General features: G+C 37.3%; 14 protein-coding genes, 1 tRNA gene and 1 pseudogene. 8 read left to right on the forward strand and 8 right to left on the reverse strand.

Features of this window, described 5'->3' with window-relative positions; translation table 11 throughout:
• Positions 1-46: 46 nt before the first annotated feature.
• From BT999_RS04410 to kdsA, 4 genes are read right to left on the reverse strand one after another with little or no spacing between them, the layout of a single operon-like run.
• Positions 47-616, reverse strand: a complete 570-nt coding sequence (locus BT999_RS04410; protein ID WP_084650584.1) for an LptA/OstA family protein — start codon at positions 614-616, stop codon at positions 47-49.
• Positions 617-628: 12 nt separating this feature from the next.
• Entirely contained in the window at positions 629-1612 is a 984-nt protein-coding gene (locus tag BT999_RS04415; RefSeq protein WP_143145489.1) for an LPS-assembly protein LptD, read from the reverse strand.
• A 59-nt stretch (positions 1613-1671) separates the two neighbouring features.
• Positions 1672-2253 (reverse strand): KdsC family phosphatase, encoded by a 582-nt coding sequence (locus BT999_RS04420; protein WP_084650585.1) that lies wholly within the window; start codon positions 2251-2253, stop codon positions 1672-1674.
• Positions 2250-3068, reverse strand: a complete 819-nt coding sequence (gene kdsA, locus BT999_RS04425; protein WP_072696554.1) for a 3-deoxy-8-phosphooctulonate synthase — start codon at positions 3066-3068, stop codon at positions 2250-2252. The genes BT999_RS04420 and kdsA overlap by 4 nt, the downstream gene beginning before the upstream one ends.
• A gap of 223 nt (positions 3069-3291) precedes the next feature.
• Here kdsA and hypF point away from each other — a divergent pair, with 223 nt between their 5' ends.
• The 5 genes from hypF (at position 3292) to BT999_RS04450 (ending at position 10386) form a co-directional block, all read left to right on the forward strand.
• The gene (hypF, locus tag BT999_RS04430) at positions 3292-5811 is read left to right on the forward strand and encodes a carbamoyltransferase HypF (RefSeq protein ID WP_072696555.1); all 2520 of its coding nucleotides are present in this window, start codon (positions 3292-3294) and stop codon (positions 5809-5811) included.
• Between the two features lie 260 nt (positions 5812-6071).
• Positions 6072-6512 (forward strand): PilZ domain-containing protein, encoded by a 441-nt coding sequence (locus BT999_RS04435; RefSeq protein WP_072696556.1) that lies wholly within the window; start codon positions 6072-6074, stop codon positions 6510-6512.
• Positions 6513-6606: 94 nt separating this feature from the next.
• Positions 6607-6696 (forward strand) — tRNA-Ser (locus BT999_RS04440).
• A 276-nt stretch (positions 6697-6972) separates the two neighbouring features.
• Positions 6973-7425: a hypothetical protein gene (locus BT999_RS04445; RefSeq protein ID WP_143145490.1), complete on the forward strand. Its 453-nt coding sequence runs from the start codon at positions 6973-6975 to the stop codon at positions 7423-7425.
• 396 nt (positions 7426-7821) lie between these two features.
• Positions 7822-10386 carry an autotransporter outer membrane beta-barrel domain-containing protein gene (locus BT999_RS04450; protein WP_072696557.1) on the forward strand — a complete coding sequence of 855 codons (2565 nt, stop codon included), beginning with the start codon at positions 7822-7824 and terminating at the stop codon, positions 10384-10386.
• Positions 10387-10770: 384 nt separating this feature from the next.
• Here the strand turns inward: BT999_RS04450 and BT999_RS04455 are convergent, their stop codons facing one another.
• Positions 10771-11280 (reverse strand): hypothetical protein, encoded by a 510-nt coding sequence (locus BT999_RS04455; protein WP_072696558.1) that lies wholly within the window; start codon positions 11278-11280, stop codon positions 10771-10773.
• Positions 11281-11475: 195 nt separating this feature from the next.
• On the opposite strand from BT999_RS04455, the gene BT999_RS04460 reads away from it, so the two are divergent.
• Both BT999_RS04460 and ahcY read left to right on the forward strand, forming a co-directional pair.
• Entirely contained in the window at positions 11476-12426 is a 951-nt protein-coding gene (locus BT999_RS04460) for an NAD-dependent epimerase/dehydratase family protein (RefSeq protein WP_072696559.1), read from the forward strand.
• 442 nt (positions 12427-12868) lie between these two features.
• Complete coding sequence (gene ahcY / locus BT999_RS04465) at positions 12869-14308, forward strand: adenosylhomocysteinase (protein ID WP_072696560.1); 1440 nt, start codon at positions 12869-12871, stop codon at positions 14306-14308.
• 157 nt (positions 14309-14465) lie between these two features.
• Here ahcY and BT999_RS04470 read toward each other — a convergent pair.
• Positions 14466-14793 (reverse strand): annotated as a pseudogene (locus BT999_RS04470) (winged helix-turn-helix transcriptional regulator).
• A gap of 143 nt (positions 14794-14936) precedes the next feature.
• On the opposite strand from BT999_RS04470, the gene BT999_RS04475 reads away from it, so the two are divergent.
• On the forward strand, positions 14937-15389 hold the full coding sequence (locus BT999_RS04475) for a cupin domain-containing protein (protein ID WP_072696561.1): 453 nt from the start codon (positions 14937-14939) through the stop codon (positions 15387-15389).
• 192 nt (positions 15390-15581) lie between these two features.
• Here BT999_RS04475 and BT999_RS04480 read toward each other — a convergent pair whose 3' ends face one another.
• Both BT999_RS04480 and BT999_RS04485 read right to left on the reverse strand, forming a co-directional pair.
• Positions 15582-17492, reverse strand: a complete 1911-nt coding sequence (locus BT999_RS04480; RefSeq protein WP_072696562.1) for a SurA N-terminal domain-containing protein — start codon at positions 17490-17492, stop codon at positions 15582-15584.
• An 81-nt stretch (positions 17493-17573) separates the two neighbouring features.
• A complete protein-coding gene (locus BT999_RS04485; RefSeq protein WP_072696563.1) occupies positions 17574-19520 on the reverse strand; it encodes an aconitate hydratase in 1947 nt (648 codons plus the stop codon).
• Positions 19521-19551 lie beyond the last annotated feature (31 nt).

Here is a 19551-nt window from a genome sequence, read left to right on the forward strand (position 1 = left end):
TTGAAGAGATTGCAATTACATAATAAAAAAACTGAATAAAAAAGCTTTATTTCTTACCTACTGCCTGTTCTTTCATAGGCCCGGAAAAGCTCGCCTTTACTCCGCCAAGAATTTCGCTACGATTTTCATTAATGTAAAACTTAATAATCTCTCCGCCAATACTGCTGTTTTTTCCATCTTTGATCACAGGGTTGCCTTCCATAGTCAAAACGCCTGTTTTTGCGTAATAAGTGCCTTGGTTGGCCGTTCCTACTTTGTCGTCTTTAGTAATTTTAACGTTACCCAAAGCAACAATTTTTTCCAAAGCCCCTGCCTGCATCTGCATATTTAACCCTTGGTCGTCTCCATTTTCCGTCTTTGCCTTTTTATCTTTTTTAGCAAAAAACACGGTGATTTTATTGGCTTTTAAATCAAAATCGGGTCTTTTAACGTGAACGTTACCTTCAAAAACAACGGTTTGACTGGCATCACTATAACGCATACTATTTGCGGTAATATCGGTCGGAACTGTTTTCTTTGCCTGAGCAAGGGCGATATTTGTTTCTATAAACAAAGCAGACAAAAATAAAAAGCTTACAATAAACAAGCAACTTATCTTTTTTATATAATATATCATAATTACTCCATTTTACTTTTTAGCTTTTTTATTGGTCGGCTTTTTTGTTTTCTTAACACTTTTTTTAGGCGTTGCTTTCTTGCTTTTTACAGACACAGGCGTTTTTCCAACAGCCGTACCGTCTATTTTACCATCTGAAGGTTTTACTGAAGCTTTCACGGAATCTTCCGATCCACTTTGCGTTAACCCTAAAGGTAAATCAGAAGAAACGGAAATTCCGCCCTCTGCACTAACCTCATTGTTTTTCAAGTCCCAACTGCCTTTATTGCCATGAGCTTTTACGCCTTCACCAATAAAATCAACGCCTTCAGGAAAAACCAAAGTCTTTGTTTCTCCATCATAAAGCATTAGAGAACCGGCTAAATGTTTATCAGCATTTAACGCCAAAACATTACCCTCAAGGCGTATACTTTTTTCTTTTTGGTTAACAAGCCCCGAATCTGCGGTTACAAAAACCATATCTTTTGAGTTAATGGCAAGCTCTTTCCAAATTTTTTCAAGTGCGTCATTTTTGTCGTTTGCGGTTTGAGTAGAGTTTGTAGCAATTGTTGAATTTGTATTTATGGTTTGATTTTGCAATTTAAGTTGTTCATTGCTTAAAACTTGTTCAACTCTTTGTTGCTCTTCGGCATAATTATTATTCATAAAATACAAAATCTTAGGATTAACTACACGAACGCTTCCGTCTTCGGATTTAACCGAAGCCCACTCTGCCTTTAAACGCCAAAGTTCAAAACCTTTTTCGCCCATACTTAATTCTATTGTTTTTAAAGCTAAGGCAAGAGGGTCTTGTTTGGTTACACTGCTTATTTTATCGCTCACCGTACCGAGTTTATCGCCTAATGTACTCTTTAAAGTTGAGACTTGAGCCTGTTCAGAAGTCTGAGCCCGTTCAGAAGTCTGAGCCTGTTCAGAAGTCTGAGCCTGTTCGGTTGCGTTTTGCTGTTCCGCTTTTATCTGTTGAACGCAAATAAAGAGCAGACAAAAAATGATCAAACTTGTCTTAATTATATTTTTTTTAACGTAAAATTTTAAATGAGCTTTTATATTATACATCATGCCGGTTGATTAAACTTGTTTAAAATAGTTTGCAATTTATTTTGAGTGTATAAAATAAATTGAATAAATTCACGGACAGCACCATGTCCGCCACTCGCCAAAGTAACAAGCTTAGCCGCCTCTTTCACCTCAGGCACGGCATTATTTACGGCAACAGGAAAGCCAACACTTGCCAAACATGACAAATCAACCCAATCATCGCCCAAATAAGCTATTTCATTCCAAGACAAATTATATTTATTTTTCAAGTCGTTAATAGGTTCTCGTTTATCAATAAACCCGTGATAATAATTATTTATTTTTAAAATATTCATGCGCTTATCAACCGCCGGAGAACTTTGTCCGGTAATAACCGCAACCTTAAGCCCTGCTTCATGAGCAAGCATAATTCCAAGCCCGTCTTGAATATTAAAGCGTTTGCTGTGTTCACCGTTTGAATCAAGATAAATACCGGCATCAGTAAAAACGCCGTCAATATCAAAAACCAGTGTCGTAATGGGTTTTGCTAACTTTATTAACTCAGGGTCGTGATAATATGAGGGATAAAAATCTTCTCTGTTATATTTTTTTTCACTCATATCAAAAGACTCCAAATATTTTTAAGTTGTCCGATTAATTTATCCAAATCTTTAAGATTTAACGAGTTTGGACCATCGCAAAGAGCGGCATCAGGGTTTGGGTGGCACTCTAAAAAAACTCCGTTCGCACCGGCCGCAACAGCCGCACGAGAAAGAGCAGGCACAAAAGAGCGATCGCCACCGGAAGAAGAACCTTTAGCCCCCGGCAATTGCACGGAATGAGTCGCATCAAAAACAACAGGGAAAGAAAACTTTGACATAATTGAAAAACTTCGCATATCTACAACTAAATTATTATAACCAAAAGAATTTCCACGTTCGGTCAAAAGTATTTTTGAATTTCCGCTTTCTCTAATTTTATCGGCAACTGATGCCATTTCCCAAGGTGCAAGAAATTGTCCTTTTTTGACATTAACTATTTTATCGGTTTTTCCGGCTGCCCACAAAAGAGAAGTTTGGCGACACAAAAAAGCGGGAATTTGTAAAATATCCGCGACTTTTCCCACTTCATCGGCCTCGTGAGGTTCATGAATATCAGTAACTATAGGTAATTCGGTTTTTTCCCTGATTTGAGCAAGCCAATCTAAGCCTTTAGCCAAACCCGGACCTCTAAAACTTTTAATCGAACTGCGGTTTGCTTTATCATAAGAGCTTTTAAAAACAGCGGGAATTTGATATTTTTCGCTTACTCTTTTAACTTCTTCCGCAACCTCAAGCCCTAGCTCATAGCTTTCGAGTACGCAAGGACCAACAATAATAAAAGGTTGGTTTAACAAAGTTTCGTAAGAAAAATCTTTATATGGAAAATATGTCATATTCTTTCTTTTTTACGTTTCAGGTTACTTGTTGTTCAAAATCTAAACAATAATTTTAAATAAACACATTCCTCAAGAGGTCAACAAAAGTTTTAATATCATCTTTGTGTTTTTGTCGCAATATCCCCAACGACTAAACTTAGAATCGGTTTTTATTTTTGTTTCAGCTTAATTTACCGAGTTCTGACTTGCCCCATTTATAAAATCATACTAAAATATTTTTATGAACCAAGAACGCAAAAAATATAGCCTTAAAGGGCAAGTTCAAGGTGTCGGTTTCCGCCCCTTTATCTATAAACTCGCTTTAGATAATAAGCTCACGGGTTTTGTCAGAAATGATGCCCAAGGTGTTTATATCGAGTTGCAAGGGAACCAAAGCTCTCTCAATGCGTTTGAAAAAGAGCTTTATCTTAAACTTCCGCCCCTCGCAAAAATAACTGAGTGTAAAATAGAGTCGCAACCGCTTCAACAAGACGAAAAAAACTTTGTCATTGCTCATAGCCAAAACAATCTTTCAAACAGCGAACTCGAAGTCTCCATTCCGCCTGATATCGGAATTTGTGTAGATTGTGAAAAAGATATGCTCTCAGGACGCAGAAAAGATTATCCTTTTACTAACTGCACAAACTGTGGTCCACGTTACAGCATCATAAAACAAGTGCCTTACGACCGAAAATTTACTACCATGGCTTGTTTTCCTTTATGCGATGCTTGCAAAAACGAATATGAAAACCCTTTAGATCGCCGCTTTCATGCCCAGCCAAACGCTTGCCCCGTTTGCGGTCCTAAAACTTGGTTAGTTAAACCCCAAACACAAGACAATAATACCCTTACTCAAGTAAAATTTCCACATACAACTTATCAACAAGCACAATATAAAGACTTTGAGGCAATAGACGAAGCGGCTCGTCTTTTAAGTCAAGGATATATTCTTGCCATGAAGGGTTTAGGCGGATTCCACCTTGTTTGCGATGCCTCTAATATTGAAGCGATTCAAAACTTAAGACAACGCAAACAACGCCCCGATAAGGCGTTTGCTTTAATGCTCAAAGATTTAAACGAAGCCGAAAAAATAAGTATTTTAACTATTGAAGACAAAGCACTATTAAGTTCGCCCGAGCGTCCTATTGTTTTGTGTCAAAAACAAAAAGATTGCAAATTACCTCAGGAACTTATCGCACCCGACAGCGAGCAACTTGGAATTATGTTGGCTTATACGCCCATGCAAAAAATTCTTTTGGAGTCTTTTGCCAAGTATCAGCAAGAGAAACAACTTGCTAAAAAAGACAATAAAAAACAAAGCTATTCAGCTTTAATCATGACTTCCGGAAATAAATCGGGTTTACCGCTCTGCAAGGGAAATAGAGAAGCTATCGAACACTTATCAGACTTTGTCGATGCTTTTTTGTTGCATGACAGGGATATTTTATTACGCATCGACGATTCGGTTGTAGCGGCTCAACAAGTTTTTTATCAAAACAATATAGAAACCGAAAGCTCCCAAAATATTTTGCCCAATTTTATTTTTTTAAGGCGTGCCAGAGGTTATGTTCCTAAATTAATTGAACTTATAAAGACAAAAAATAAAAAGCAAGTTTTAGGAATGGGGGCTGAATTAAAATCAACGTTGTGTTTTATAAAAAACGATAAGGCTTTGATTAGTCAACATATCGGCGATTTGGACAATTTAGAAATTGTAGACTTTCAAAGAGAACTTATCGAACACCTTTCAACGCTTTTAAATTTTAAAGCCGACTGCCTTGTCCATGACCTACACCCTAATTTTTTATCAACCAAGCTTGCCAAAGAATTGGCGGAATTATGGGAAATTCCTGCTGTTGAACTGCAACATCATTATGCCCATGCCCGCAGTTTAGGGGCGGAAACCCAGACGCAAAGCCCTTTTTTATGCCTGAGTTTAGATGGAACGGGTTATGGTGAAGACAAAACTATTTGGGGCGGAGAGTTACTTCTTATTGACCCAAGTTCAACAGCACAAAAACGCCTCGCCAGCTTAGACCTTTTCCCGATTTTAGGCGGAGATATTGCCATAAAAGAACCTTGGCGTTTAGCATACGGAGCTTTATTGCAGTATAATTTATTACCTTTTGCCGACTCGTGGATAAAAAATTTAAGCGAAGACAAACACGCCCAGCTTCCCATTTTAGAGACTATGTTTCAACGCAAACTAAACGTAAGCCTAACAAGTAGCTTGGGTCGGCTTTTTGACGCTGTCTCGGCATTATTGTCTTTAAGTTCTGTAATCAGTTATGAAGGGCAAGCAGCTCAACGCCTTGAACAAGCAATTTATCAGTCAACTATCGAAAATAGTTCAAAAAAATATTCATACTCCGCCTTTCAAAATTTTGACAAGATTAAAACCTATGATTTACCTTTAATCACAGAAACCAAGAGAGACTTAGACTGTTTTATCTCTTTAAAACCCTTCTTTATTCAACTGCTTAACGATATAAATTTAAAAAAAGAAAAGCATGAAATCAGCCTTGCTTTTCATATCAGTATAGCCAAGGCTTTTATGGAAGCAAGCGAAGCAATGAGTAAAAAATATAAAATCAATAAATTGGGTTTAACCGGTGGTTGTTTTGCCAACCGCTTTTTATTAAATTATTGTATTAAAGAAGCTAAATACAAGGGCTTAGATGTTTTTTATTCCGACAAACTACCTTTTGGCGATGGGGCAATAAGCCTAGGGCAAGCCTCTTTCGGACAGCTTTTAAAATAAAATTTTCCATAAAACATAGTTAGCTCGGTTATCAAACAATACTAAATCTAACCATAACACATAATATCTCACTATATTTAAAGAATAATTTTATCATGGCATATTATTTGTAGTACGGTTTTAGAGTATTTTTAAATTTTTTCTAAAACAATTCATGCTTTATTAATAAGCAATTTTACAGACCCAAAAGTATTGCACATCTCACAAGTATCCGTGCAATACCAAAAAATTATTCATATCTGAGTAGAAGGAGAACTTTTATGACCAGATTAGTTTCAGGCAGTTTCAGCCAAGGCAACACAATTAACAATAGTCGCAAACATAAACGCTTACCTAAACCTTTTCCGGTTATGCTTTGCCCTTTAACTTTTTCCCCCTCAAGTTTTAACCATGATGCTTATTGTATAGACATCAGCAAAGGCGGGCTTAGTCTTGAAACTCGCCGTGCGTATACAATAGGCGATAAATTGCAAGTTAAAATTCATATGCCACGACTCAACAAATATTCACCCGGCTTTTTCAAATATTATGAGAATGATGCCGATCAATATTTTACCGCTATTTCAGAGGTTGCGTGGTGTAAGTCTCAAGCCGGTTCTTATTGTGTCGGAATTAAATTTATTAATGTTGACGAAGACCAAAGCATAGCCCTTGGCGGACTGATCAACAATGCGTTAAGCCAGTTTAGTGCCTCTTTATAAAAACGGTTTAAACAACAAAATATAAAAAATAATCAGAGTTTAAGCTTTTTACTTGCCATAAACCAAATCTTAAGGTAAAAACTTCTTCTCATGTGGAGAGGTGTCCGAGTGGCCGAAGGAGCACGCCTGGAAAGTGTGTGTACGCGGAAGTGTACCAAGAGTTCAAATCTCTTCCTCTCCGCCAGATTTTTTAAAGTCCCCGTAATGCATTAAAAACATTGTGGGGATTATTTTTTTACATATAGCCAACTAATATTTTGAGACTATTGCACAATAGACTCAAAGTGGCTTTCGCCAAAAAGATACTTCGGAAAGACACTCCAAAAATCACGAATAAAGCCAATAGGCTGGCTTTGCCTGACGGTGGCTTGGGGCTTCGGGGGTATCCCACGAAACAAAAGTAAAATTTAATTTTCCTGTAAAATGAGTAGTTTTTGTGTCTTAAGACGTTTGATGCTATGTGCATACAGAGCATCAAACGATAATAAAAGCACGCAAAACGGAGTTTTGCAATGGTCTTATTTTTATGAAGAATAAAATACATACGCTTAAGAATAAAATTGTCCGCATAATATTATTTGTAATGATTGCTATTGTCTTTGGAACTACGCTTGTTCTAAATAGCTGTAGACTTATTGTAGATAGAGGATATTTTATTCCAAATGATTCATCAATTTTTACGTTTAAGCCAACGGTAGAAAATAACGGTTCCGGCGAATGGTGGATTTATGGTGAAGATTATACATATTATTATGCATATCCTGAAGTTGACGATTATATGAATTATGATTACGCAGGCGTTGAACTCAATATATATATAAAAATCAGAAAAATAAATAATTGCCCAAATTTTAATAAAGAAGACTACAAAACTTGGTGTGATGCAATCAAGACTTCTCCACAAGCCAAATAAATCTGTCTATTATCTTTATATAAACAAAGACTTAACGAGCTTTATCTTTAATATATTTAATTGATACTTCAAAGACCGTATTGTTATAATCACGGTCTTTTTTATTATTAAAATTAAATAGTTAACGAATATTTATTTAAAACAAGCTTTTTCATTTTTTCAATATTGATAAATTGGCAAGTATATTTTGATTGCATTTATAATTATTCTGTGTATATATTTTTTTATAGAATATTTAGCATGTAACTTACTGTTTGAACTAACAAAATTTAAAACATGCGTCTATATTTGCTACACGTTTTTCCGCATATAAAAACATATAAAAATGGTTCTACTCTCGGCAAAGGAATTGCAACTTACTTTAATTCACTTCATTAAATCATTCAGAGGTGTTTTATGCTCAAGCGACATTTGTTCTCCAGATCCAGACAGTTTTATCTTGTTTTTTGCCTTTTTTTCATCTTGCCTGTTCAAATTCAGGCGGAAACTATTAATTATGATGGACTCAATACTACGCTGTTAAAAGCCCCACCAAGCTGGACATCTCTAACAGGAAACTCAGTATACTCAAGCTCTGACCTCGCAGGAAATACTATTAATATAACCGATGGAACAATAGTCGGTCATGTTTTGGGCGGAATAAGCGAAAATAATGCTGTTTATAATAACACTGTTAGAGTCAGTGGTGCTACGATACAATCATCTGTCTACGGCGGGTACAGTGAAAATAGTGCAGTCTACAATAACAGCGTAATCATCAGCCAAACAAGCCAAATTGACAACTATGTCTTCGGTGGCTGGAGCAAAAATAACTTTGTTTATAACAATCACGTTAGCATCAGTGGCGGAACTATCGAAAAGAATGTCTACGGCGGACACAGCTTATATAATAATGCCTACAATAATAACGTTACAATAAGCGGTGGAGAGATAAAGGGATATGTACGAGGTGGATCGAGTTATGACGGTGATACCTATAGCAATAACGTTAATATCAGTGGTGGAACTGTAAAAAATGTATATGGAGGTCGAAGTACAAAAGGTGATGCTTATAGCAACAAAGTCAACATCAGTGGCACAACAAGCAATATAACAGAAGCCGTCTACGGCGGGTGGAGTGAATCTGGTTCAGCCTATGACAACACCATTAATATAAGTGGCGGCACTATAGTTACTGTTTTCGGCGGATATGCAGACATGGGGACAGGAGCGGTTTATAACAACAATGTTTTTATGAGTGGCGGGACTGTAGTTGGGACTCTCTCAGGGGGAGGCAATGAAAACGGTAATGCTTATAATAACAGTGTTTTTATGAGTGGCGGTACTGTTGACCAAGATGTTCGTGGCGGATATAGCGAAGACAACGGCTCAGCCTATAACAACAGAGTTTTTATCAGTGGCGGAACTGCAAACACTTTTGTATACGGCGGAATAAGCTTAGCTGGTGATGCTTATAATAACAGCGTTAATATAAGTGGCGGTAATATAGGAAACAAAATCCGTGGAGGATATAGTGGATCAGGCAATGCCACAGGTAACAGCGTAACCCTTTCAGGTAATCCAACTTTTCACAACACCAACACAGATATATCTGGCGGTTTAGCTCCAAGCGGAGACGCTTTTAGCGGAAATACCTTGACCGTTTTAAACCCTATCGCAAGCTCGGTAAATAAAATAAAAAATTTTGCATCTTATCACTTCTTATTACCAAATACAGCCGGAAGTGCTACGCCAATGCTTATAGCAAATGAGATTAATCTGGAAGGTTCTGTCAGTGGCGTAACTCATACCGCAACAGTAGACAGACTAGGAATCGCAAGCGGAGGGAGTCTTCCTCGTGTCGGCGATAGATTTGAGTTACTCCGTGCGACAACAACCATGAACGGAACATACATAGAAAATCAATTAGCCGCAATTAAGGGCATCAGCTTACTTTATAATATGACTGTTAACCAAGTGGGCAACAGCCTTTTTGCGACTGTTAACTCAAAAGAAGTTCACCCCCAAACCAAGGCTCTTAGCGAGGGGCGTATTTCCGGGCTTGCCTTTCTTAACCAAGGATATGATTTAATCATTGGTAAAGGCATATATAACATGGTAGAAACATTAAATAATCAAGATTCTCTGGTGCCATTTGCCATCATGAGCGGCGGAACTAGCCGTTATGATACAGGTTCTTACTCTGATATTGACGGCTTTTCTTTGATGACGGGCCTTGGTTGGAACGCTCCAATAGCCGAAAACAATTTGCTTTTGGCTGCTTTTTTTGAAACAGGTCAAGGTAATTATAACAGCCACAACAGCTTTAATAACGCCCAGTCTATTAACGGCAGTGGAGATACCAACTATTACGGGGCTGGCGTTTTAGCTCGCTATTCTTTTACCGAAGGCTCACTTTCCGGAGTATATTCCGAAGCTTCTTTCCGCTTTGGTCGCAGTAATACGGACTTTTCAAGCAACGATTTCCAAAGTGCTATAGGACAAACTTCTGTTTCTTATGATAGTAGCTCGCCTTATTACGGTGCTCACGCAGGGCTTGGCTATATCTGGAACTTAAGCGAAAAAATCAACCTTGATTTATACACAAAATATCTCTGGACTCACCAAAACAGCGACTCTTTAACGGTTGCTGGCGATCCGTTCCACTTTGATTCCGCTGATTCGCACCGTTGGCGTAACGGTGCAAGACTAAACTACACTGTAACAACCGAATCAGGCACGAGCTTTACGCCTTATATCGGAGCAGCGTATGATTATGAGTTTGACGGAAAAGCCAACGCCACGGTATACGGTGAAAGAATGAACGCTCCCGAACTCACAGGCGGAACAGGGATAGGTGAACTTGGCATAAACTTTAAACCGATTGTAAATAGCGGGTTTAATATTGACCTCGGCATTCAAGGATATACCGGCGAAAGAGAAGGAATAAGCGGAAACTTGCAAATAAAGTTTGAGTTTTAGAAAAAGTAAAAAAACAAAAGATAAAAAGCGACTCGGTTTTACTGGGTCGCTTTGTTTATTGAAAATTATACACGCTTTTAATTATTTGAGGTGATTGCACAATAGCCTCTAAGCCCTTACATTAGGAAAACCCTCAAAAAAACACGAAATATATAAAGCCACTGGCGGGCTTTGCCTGCTAGTGAACTGTGAGAAGTTTGGGCTTTGGGGTATCTAGCAACAAAGGGAAAAATTACTTTTCCTGTAAAATAAATGTTTTTTGTGGCTTAAAATGTTTTACGCTATGTGCATATAGAGCAAAAAACGATGACAAAAAACGCAAAGTACGGTTTTGCAATGGTCTTTATTTGGATATAAGCTTAAAAACAGAGTACTTTTCGCCTACTACTTTTCAGAAACTTTCTTTCGCCAAGGCTTTAAAACAGACACCAAAACCAAAAGCATTAAAATAAATACCTGTATCGAGCCAAAGGCTAAATGCCTTACCCGAAGCCACTGATACTCAGGGGTTACAAAAGCTTTATTGCCTAGCGTTAAAGACAAATCAGCCATATTTTGTTCCCAAGGACCAAGATAAAAAGTCCCAAACAAAATACAGAAAATCGTCGTCGCCCACTTAACAATAATCCATTTATGACGCACAAAACCCCAAGGCGTAAACAATGAATAAAAAAGTCCGGTAAGGCTCGTAAAAACCGCTCCGCCGATAATCACAACAACTAAATCAATTATCCGACTCGCCGCATCAATACCCGCAAGCATTCCCTCAAGCGCATAAGTTTCACTACGCAAAAGATGCAAAATCGCAATGCTTACAGCCCCGCCAATCCAAAAACTTACACTTAATAAATGTAATATTTTCAGCCATTTTTGTGTTTGAGTTGAAATTTTCATAAAAACACTCCAAATCAGTTTTGCATATTCGGAAATCAAAATTATATTATATTATAATTGATAACAACAAGTAAATGCTGGACAGGTAAAGAGCTTATAGGCTAAATTATCTAAATAAAGAAAAGAGTCATAAACTCTAATATCAAGGCTTTTTAATAATAAGCCAAAATAAAAAATAAAGCGAGTTAATATCCTATGTCAAAATATTTAGTAACCGGGGTCGCCGGTTTTATCGGTTCGGCAGTAGCAAACGCCCTTTTGGCTCAAGGGCATGAAGTTGTCGGAATAGACAATATGACTACGGGTTCACCGGAAAACGTTTCATCTAAAATTACTTTTTTTCAAGCTGACTGCCAAGACCCAAGCTTATACGCCTCAAAGTTGCCCAAACAAAAATATGACGCTATTTTCCATATCGCAGGACAAAGTAGCGGAGAAATCAGCTTTGATGACCCATCTTACGACCTTAGAACAAATACTGAATCAACCTTACACTTATTAAAGTTTGGTTTGGCAAATGATTGTAAGCGCTTTATTTATGCCAGCACAATGTCCGTTTACGGAATGCAACCCGATAAAGAAATTGATGAAAGCTCTTCTACTTTTCCTTTATCCTTTTACGGAGTGGGAAAACTGGCAAGTGAACATTATCTAAGACTTTATGAACAATTTGGTATGCGTTCAACCGCCCTACGCCTTTTTAATGTATATGGAACAGGGCAAAATATGTCTAACCTGCGTCAAGGAATGGTCAGCATTTTCATGGCAATGATGCTTAAAGACGGAAAAATTCACGTTAAAGGAAGCCCCGAACGCTATCGTGATTTTGTTTATATTGATGATGTGGTTAACGCTTTTTTACTTTGTCTTGAAAGAGAAAGTTCCGCGGGACAAGCTATAAATATTAGCGGAAGCGGACGCACAACCGTTGGCTCTCTTATCGATAAACTTGTTCAACTTAAAGGCTCTGAAAGTTCTAGCGGAAAAGAAATTCCCGTAAAATTTGAAGGCTCTACCGCCGGTGATATGCACGGTATTTATGCTTCACAACAAAAAGCCGAAGAAATCTTGGGTTATAAACCAAAGTTTACACTCGACAGCGGTTTAAAGCGTATGTATGACTGGGCAAAAGAACTAAAATTTTAAAGAGTTACAACTTTTAAACCTGTAAACCACTTTTTATGAATTAGCGGAAGCGGACGCACAACCGTTGGCTCTCTTATCGATAAACTTGTTCAACTTAAAAGTTCTGAAAGTTCTAGCGGAAAAGAAATTCCCGTAAAATTTGAAGGCTCTACTGCCGGTGATATGCACGGTATTTATGCTTCACAACAAAAAGCCGAAGAAATCTTGGGTTATAAACCAAAGTTTACACTCGACAGCGGTTTAAAGCGTATGTATGACTGGGCAAAAGAACTAAAATTTTAAAGAGTTACAACTTTTAAACCTGTAAACCACTTTTTATGAATTAAATGTTGCATAAATCACTATAACTTGATATAGTTGTTTAATTACATACTTAGTAGCTTTGTTCATAAGGCATTTATTAAAACAATATTCTAAATTTATTACACAAAAGGAAATAAAAATGACCGACGCAAAAAGAGCTGCTCCTTTAGATCTTAAACTTAATTCTAAAGTTGCAGACATGAAACTCGCTGATTTTGGACATAAAGAAATGCAGCTCTCAGAACGTGAAGTTCCGGGGCTTATGGAACTCATCAAAAAATATGGTGATACAAAACCATTAAAAGGCTTAAAAATCGCCGGTTCTTTACACATGACCATACAAACCGCCATGTTAATCAAAACCCTACACGCTTTAGGGGCTGATTTACGTTGGGCATCATGTAATATTTTTTCTACCCAAGACCACGCTGCCGCCGCTGTTGTTGATGCTAAACTCGCTAAAGTTTTTGCTTGGAAAGGCGAAAGCTTAGAAGAGTTTTGGTGGTGTACTGAAATGGCTCTTACTTGGGAAGATGGAAGCGGCCCTGACCTTATCGTTGATGATGGTGGCGACGCAACTTTATTGGTTCACAAAGGCGTAGCTGTTGAAAAAGACCCAAGTCTATTAAAAAAATCTTATGACAATAAAGAATTCCAAGTTGTTATGGACAGACTCGCTTTATCTTATGAAAAAAATCCTAAACATTGGACAGAAATAGCGAAGAAAATCCGTGGAGTATCAGAAGAAACTACAACCGGAGTAGCTCGTTTATACAACATGCAAAAAGATGGAACTCTCTTGTTCCCGGCTTTTAACGTAAACGACTGTGTAACAAAATCAAAATTTGACAACCTTTATGGCTGTCGTGAGTCTTTGGCTGACGGTATCAAAAGAGCAACAGACATTATGATTGCCGGTAAAGTAGCCGTTATCTGTGGTTATGGTGATGTGGGTAAAGGTAGTGCTCAATCTTTGCGTGGTTTTGGAGCCAGAGTTTTAGTCACGGAAATTGACCCGATTTGTGCCTTACAAGCCGCAATGGAAGGTTATGAAGTTGTAACTATGGAAGAAGCCGCCGAGTTAGGCGATATTTTTGTTACCGCTACCGGAAACTTTCACGTTATCACCAAAGACCATATGTTAAAGATGAAAGATGAAGCTATAGTTTGTAACATTGGCCACTTTGATAACGAAATTGAAATGATTTACCTCGAAACCACGCCTGAGTGTAAACGCATTAATATCAAACCTCAAGTAGACAAATGGATGCTACCAAGCGGACGTTCAATTATTATACTTGCCGAAGGTCGCCTCGTTAACTTAGGTTGTGCAACAGGACACCCAAGCTTTGTTATGTCTGCCAGCTTTACTAACCAAGTATTAGCACAATTAGAACTTGCCAAAGAAAACAACCTAAAAAATCAGGTTTATATTTTACCTAAAAAATTAGACGAAGAAGTAGCCCGCCTACACTTAGCCAGACTCGGTGTTAAGCTAACTACCTTAACTAAAGAACAAGCCGACTATCTTGATGTTAACCCTGCCGGCCCTTATAAAAGCGAACACTACAGATATTAAGGTTTTTTAGCTTAACTCGCTAAAATTAAAAAAATAAAAGACACTAAAAAAACGCTATTGCTTAAACACAATAGCGTTTTTTTATCTTCTATGTTTTTTATCTTGACCTTATTTGGATGAGTCAATCAAGTCTGGAATATTAAACCCAAAACAGATCTTATTCCGTTAAACCTTGTCGGTAACCTTCCCCCCACTTCATAAGGGAATCAAGTACCATTTTTAAACTACAACCCAAATCCGTTAAAGTGTACTCCACTCTGGGAGGGACTTCTGCAAAGACTTTTCGATGTAAAATCCATTGTTCTCAAATTTTGTGTTAACACCTTTTGAGAAATGCCCGGCAATGAGCTTTTCAGTTGGTTAAATCTTTTTGTTCCATTCAATAAATTTCTAATAATTAAAATCTTCCATTTGTCGCCAATTAAAGACAACGTTACTTCAACTGGACATAAAGGCAAATCTTTTTTTAGCATAATATCCCTCATTCTACACAATAGTATCCCAAAAGCAACTACAGCACTTTAAAGTGCCTACTTTCCATAAGAAACTATTTATATTATAAACCGCTTATCAACAGTAATTACAATTTCTACACAGTAATTACAATAACTTTATGAGAGGAATATTTATGAAATCAACACAAGTTAGAAACATCAATTCAATTGAAGCACAAACTACTAACAGGGGTAACGGCAATGTGTATCATGTAAAGCCCGCTTGTACCTCAGACCTGCTTAAAAAATGCACAGCATCATTTGTTGAACTTGAGCCTGGAAATACGGCTTATGGTTATCACTATCATGAAACAAATGAAGAAATATTTTATATTATAAGCGGTTCAGGAACTGTTGAAACTATAAATGGAGATGTGCCTATTAAAACAGGTGATATTCTTTCTTTCCCTACAGGAAAAGGCGGAGCTCATGTTGTTAAAAACACATCTGCAACAGAAAACTTAATATACCTTGATTTTGGAACCAAAAGCGAGATTGATATTGCTCATTTACCAAAAGTAAATCAAATAATGGTTGTGAGTGAAAGCACTTTTGGAGTTTTTGATGATTCCAAAATAGACAAGTAATGCAAGTATCCTATTAAGCATTTATTTTTATAAGTATAATATATCTAGTTTTTTGTAGATTGCTTTGAAACGTAAAAACAGAGCAAAACAAAAATCACCTAGACTCAAAATTATAAAACAAAAAAACGCTATTGCTTAACCACAATAGCGTTTTTATTTTGTTCAATTTAGCGTGTCATCAATAAGGCTAAACTAGTTGGTTGTTTTATTTTCCAAATAAGCGGGGTTAACTATTTTAACCGGATTTAGACGAAATAGTTCTTCCAAATAAGTTTGGGCGGCTTCTTGCCTTCTTTTGCCTTCGAGTAATAAAATTACTGTTTCTGCATTATTATCCCACTCTGCCTTATCTATATCCACCACAGTACCAAGACTTGCCAAAACAGCACCGCTTTGAACTTTAAACGGTTCTTCAAGCCATTTATTTGGTGTGCTTAGGTCAAAAATCTTTGCAATTAAAGCCTGCGAACCGGGAAGCTCGGGGAAATAACTCATCCCTCTGTTTACAGCAACGGTTTCTTTTGCTTTTGCTTCCAAGCTTGAAGGAATTTTATTGTCAACAAAGGCTGTTCTTGCCTTTTTAGCGGCTTCAAATGCCAATTCCGCGGCTTTGTTTTGAACTAAAGTTTCTCTTATTGATTCTTTGACCTCATCAAGAGCTGCGGTATAAGCCTCTTTATTTTCAACAACTTTTACAATAACACTACCGTTTTTCACAGGTAAAGGTTGTAAAGATAAAGGGTTATCCAAATTAAGCTCTTCCAACAACACTATTCCTTCTTTGCTTAAACCCAGAGCTGAGGCCAACTCAGCGGAGCTTAACAATTCAGTGGTTGCCACAGGCACTTTTAATTCATCACGAATCTGTTCAAAGGTTAAAGAGTTTTTCAAAAGTTCTATGGTTTTTAACGTAGCATCTAAAACAATTTTATCGTTTCTTTTTGAATTAAGAGCTTGTTTTATTTCATCTTTTACTTCTTCAAAAGGTTGTACGCCTGCGGTGCGGTAATCTTCGGCTTTAATTAAATGTATTCCAAAATCAGTGCGTACAGGCTGGCTGATTTCACCTTTTTTTAATTGAAACAAGACAGCTTCAAAAGGTTTAACTGTGTCACCTTTTGCTATCCAACCAAGTTCTCCGCCTTGTTCAGCACTTCCGTCTTGAGAAAATTCTTTTGCCAACGCTTCAAAAGATTTACCTTTTTTAAGTTCTGACAAAATAGTTTCCATTTTATCATTAACGGCTTTTTCTTCTTCTTTTGTGGCATCTTTAGCTAAACGCAATAAAATATGACGCGTCTTGAATGCTTCCGGAACGCTGTAGTTAGCATCTTTATTGGCGTTGTAATATTCCAGAATTTCGGCATCAGACACAGCTACGCCTTTTAAAGTTTCGGGTGTAAGGCTTAAATATTCAATCTTCTTTTTTGCAGGCACTAAAAACAGACTTTGGTTTTTATCATAATAATCTTTGATCTCTTGATCAGATATTTTTACTTCTCCAACAAAATCTTTAATCGGGAACAAAAGATAACGCATAGCACGTTTTTGGCTTTGTAATTCAAATTCCATACGTGCGATAATTGGATCTATCTTAACGGTTTCGCTAATATAATTTTGTAATTTTTCTATTAAAATACCTTTTGAAATATCTGCTTCATAGCTTGCCGGAGTTCTATTATTTGCCGCCAAGACTCTTTTATAAACTTCGGGGTCAAACTCACCTTTATCATTTAAAAACACGGTGTTATTTTTGACTAGTTCCAATAATTCGTTTGGAGTAACCGTAATTCCAAGTTTTTTAGCTTCGTTTTCAAGCAGTTTTTGCATAACAAGCTTTTGAAAAACTTGCACTTTCAAGCCTTGATTGATCAAGTCGCTCTCGCTAATTTCGGGGTTTTGAGCTTTAATCGCCTCAACCTCTCTAAATTCAAGCATTTGCAACTCTTGAATCATAATATTTTCATCACCGATAGTGGCAACAACATTCAAGTTGCTTTGCCCTATGTTTCCAACACCCCAAAACACAAACACAAAAATAATCAAAGCAAAAATGATTTTTACTATCCAAGAGCTGGAATTATTACGAATATAGTCTAACATTAAACACCTTATCCTTAAAAAATATAAATTTTAATTTTTAAACATCACTTAATAAAATAAAACCAAATCAATAACACAAATTTAGGCTTTGTTGGCTCTAACTTGATTTAAAAGACCACCGGCAAGCACCATTTCGAGTTCATTATCGGACAATTCCAGATTAAGATTTAATTTTTCTTTATTATCAAGTTTTACGGTTAAAGAAGCATGAGTTTTTGTTTTATCAAAAAGAGGGCTAAAATCAAACCCTAAGCTTGAACACTGTTCGATTTTATCATAATCATCAGGATTTGCAAAAGTTAAGGCTAAAATTCCAAAATTTGCCAAATTTGCTTTATGAATACGTGCAAAAGACTTAGCGATAACCGCACGAATACCTAAATGTCTTGGGGCTAAGGCAGCGTGTTCACGGCTAGAACCTTGACCATAGTTATGACCAGCAACAATTACGCTAGTCCCAAACTCTTTAGCTCGCTTAACAAAATCACTATCAACTTTAGAAAAAACATATTCCGAAATCGCAGGAATATTAGAACGTAAAGGCAAAATAGCCGCACCAGCCGGCATAATATGATCTGTCGTAATATCGTCGCCAAGTTTGATACTTACTTTTGCATTCATATTTTGAGGTAAAACATCAAACACTTCTAAGGCTACGATATTCGGCCCACGTAAAATTTCTACTTTACTTCTCTCTTTATCATCTTTTGACGGGTCAATAAATAAATGGCGAATAGATGGTGGATTATCAGGGAAGTCTAACATTTTTGGTGCTTCTCCCCATGTTTTTGGGTCAGAAAATTTACCATCAAGAGCGAGCTTCGCCGCCACTAACGGGCTAACAAGATAAACGGAAGCATCTTTTGTTCCGCTACGCCCTTCAAAGTTACGGTTAAAAGTACGCACACTCACAGCCTTGGAAATAGGAGCACCGCCCATACCAATACAAGGGCCACAAGCACATTCTAAAATTCTCGCCCCGGAATCAATAATATTATCTAATAAATTTTCTCTGGCTAAAAGGCGTAAAACTTGTTTGGAACCGGGAGAAACCAAAGTATCTGTAGTTCTATCCACCTGTTTACCCTTCCAAATGAGTGCAACAGCAGATAAATCAGAAAAAGATGAGTTGGTACAAGAACCAATCGCCACTTGGTCTACCTTTAAGCCTGCTAATTCAGCCACAGCTTTAACTTTATCAGGCATATGAGGACAAGCGACCATAGGCACAAGTTTATCTAATTCAATGGTGTAACTCTCATCATAAAGGGCATTTGCATCAGCTTTTAGCTCTTTATAATCCTGCTCACGCCCTTGGGCTTTTAAAAATGCTTTTGTGCGTTCATCACTAGGGAATATAGAGGTTGTTGCTCCAAGTTCTGCTCCCATATTAGTAATACAAGCACGCTCAGGCACGGATAAGCTTGAAACGCCCTCGCCTGTAAATTCAAAAACTCGCCCAACACCGCCTTTAACAGTGAGTATTTTTAACAAGGCTAAAATAACGTCTTTAGCACTCGCCCAGCCTTTAAGCTTTCCTGTTAATTCAACTTTTACTACTTTTGGCATAGGGATTTTATAAGCTGCCCCTGCCATAGCCAAAGCAACGGAAAGACCTCCTGCTCCCATAGCTAAAGACCCCATACCGCCTGCGGTCGGAGTATGACTATCCGCACCAATTAAAGTCGCACCGGGCTTAGCAAAATTTTCTAAATGTAGTTGATGACAAATACCTAAGCCAGCTGGGGAATAAACCAAGCCATATTTAGCGGCAATAGTGCGTAAAAATTGATGATCATCAGGGTTACGAAAATCTTGTTGTAAGGTGTTATGATCCACATAGCTTACGGAAAGATCTGTTTTTACTTTAGGAATCCCCATGGCTTCAAACTGCAAATAGGTCATTGTGCCTGTTGCGTCTTGGGTTATAGTTTGATCCATTTTAAGGGCAATTTCGTCGCCGGGTTTAAAATCTTCGAGCTTGCCGGACATTAAATGAGCAGAAATAATTTTTTTTGTAATATTCATTATTAATTCCTAAAGTAATTTTTATAGAGAG

It is taken from the genome of Desulfovibrio litoralis DSM 11393 (assembly GCF_900143255.1).
Lineage (GTDB): Bacteria > Desulfobacterota > Desulfovibrionia > Desulfovibrionales > Desulfovibrionaceae > Frigididesulfovibrio_A > Frigididesulfovibrio_A litoralis.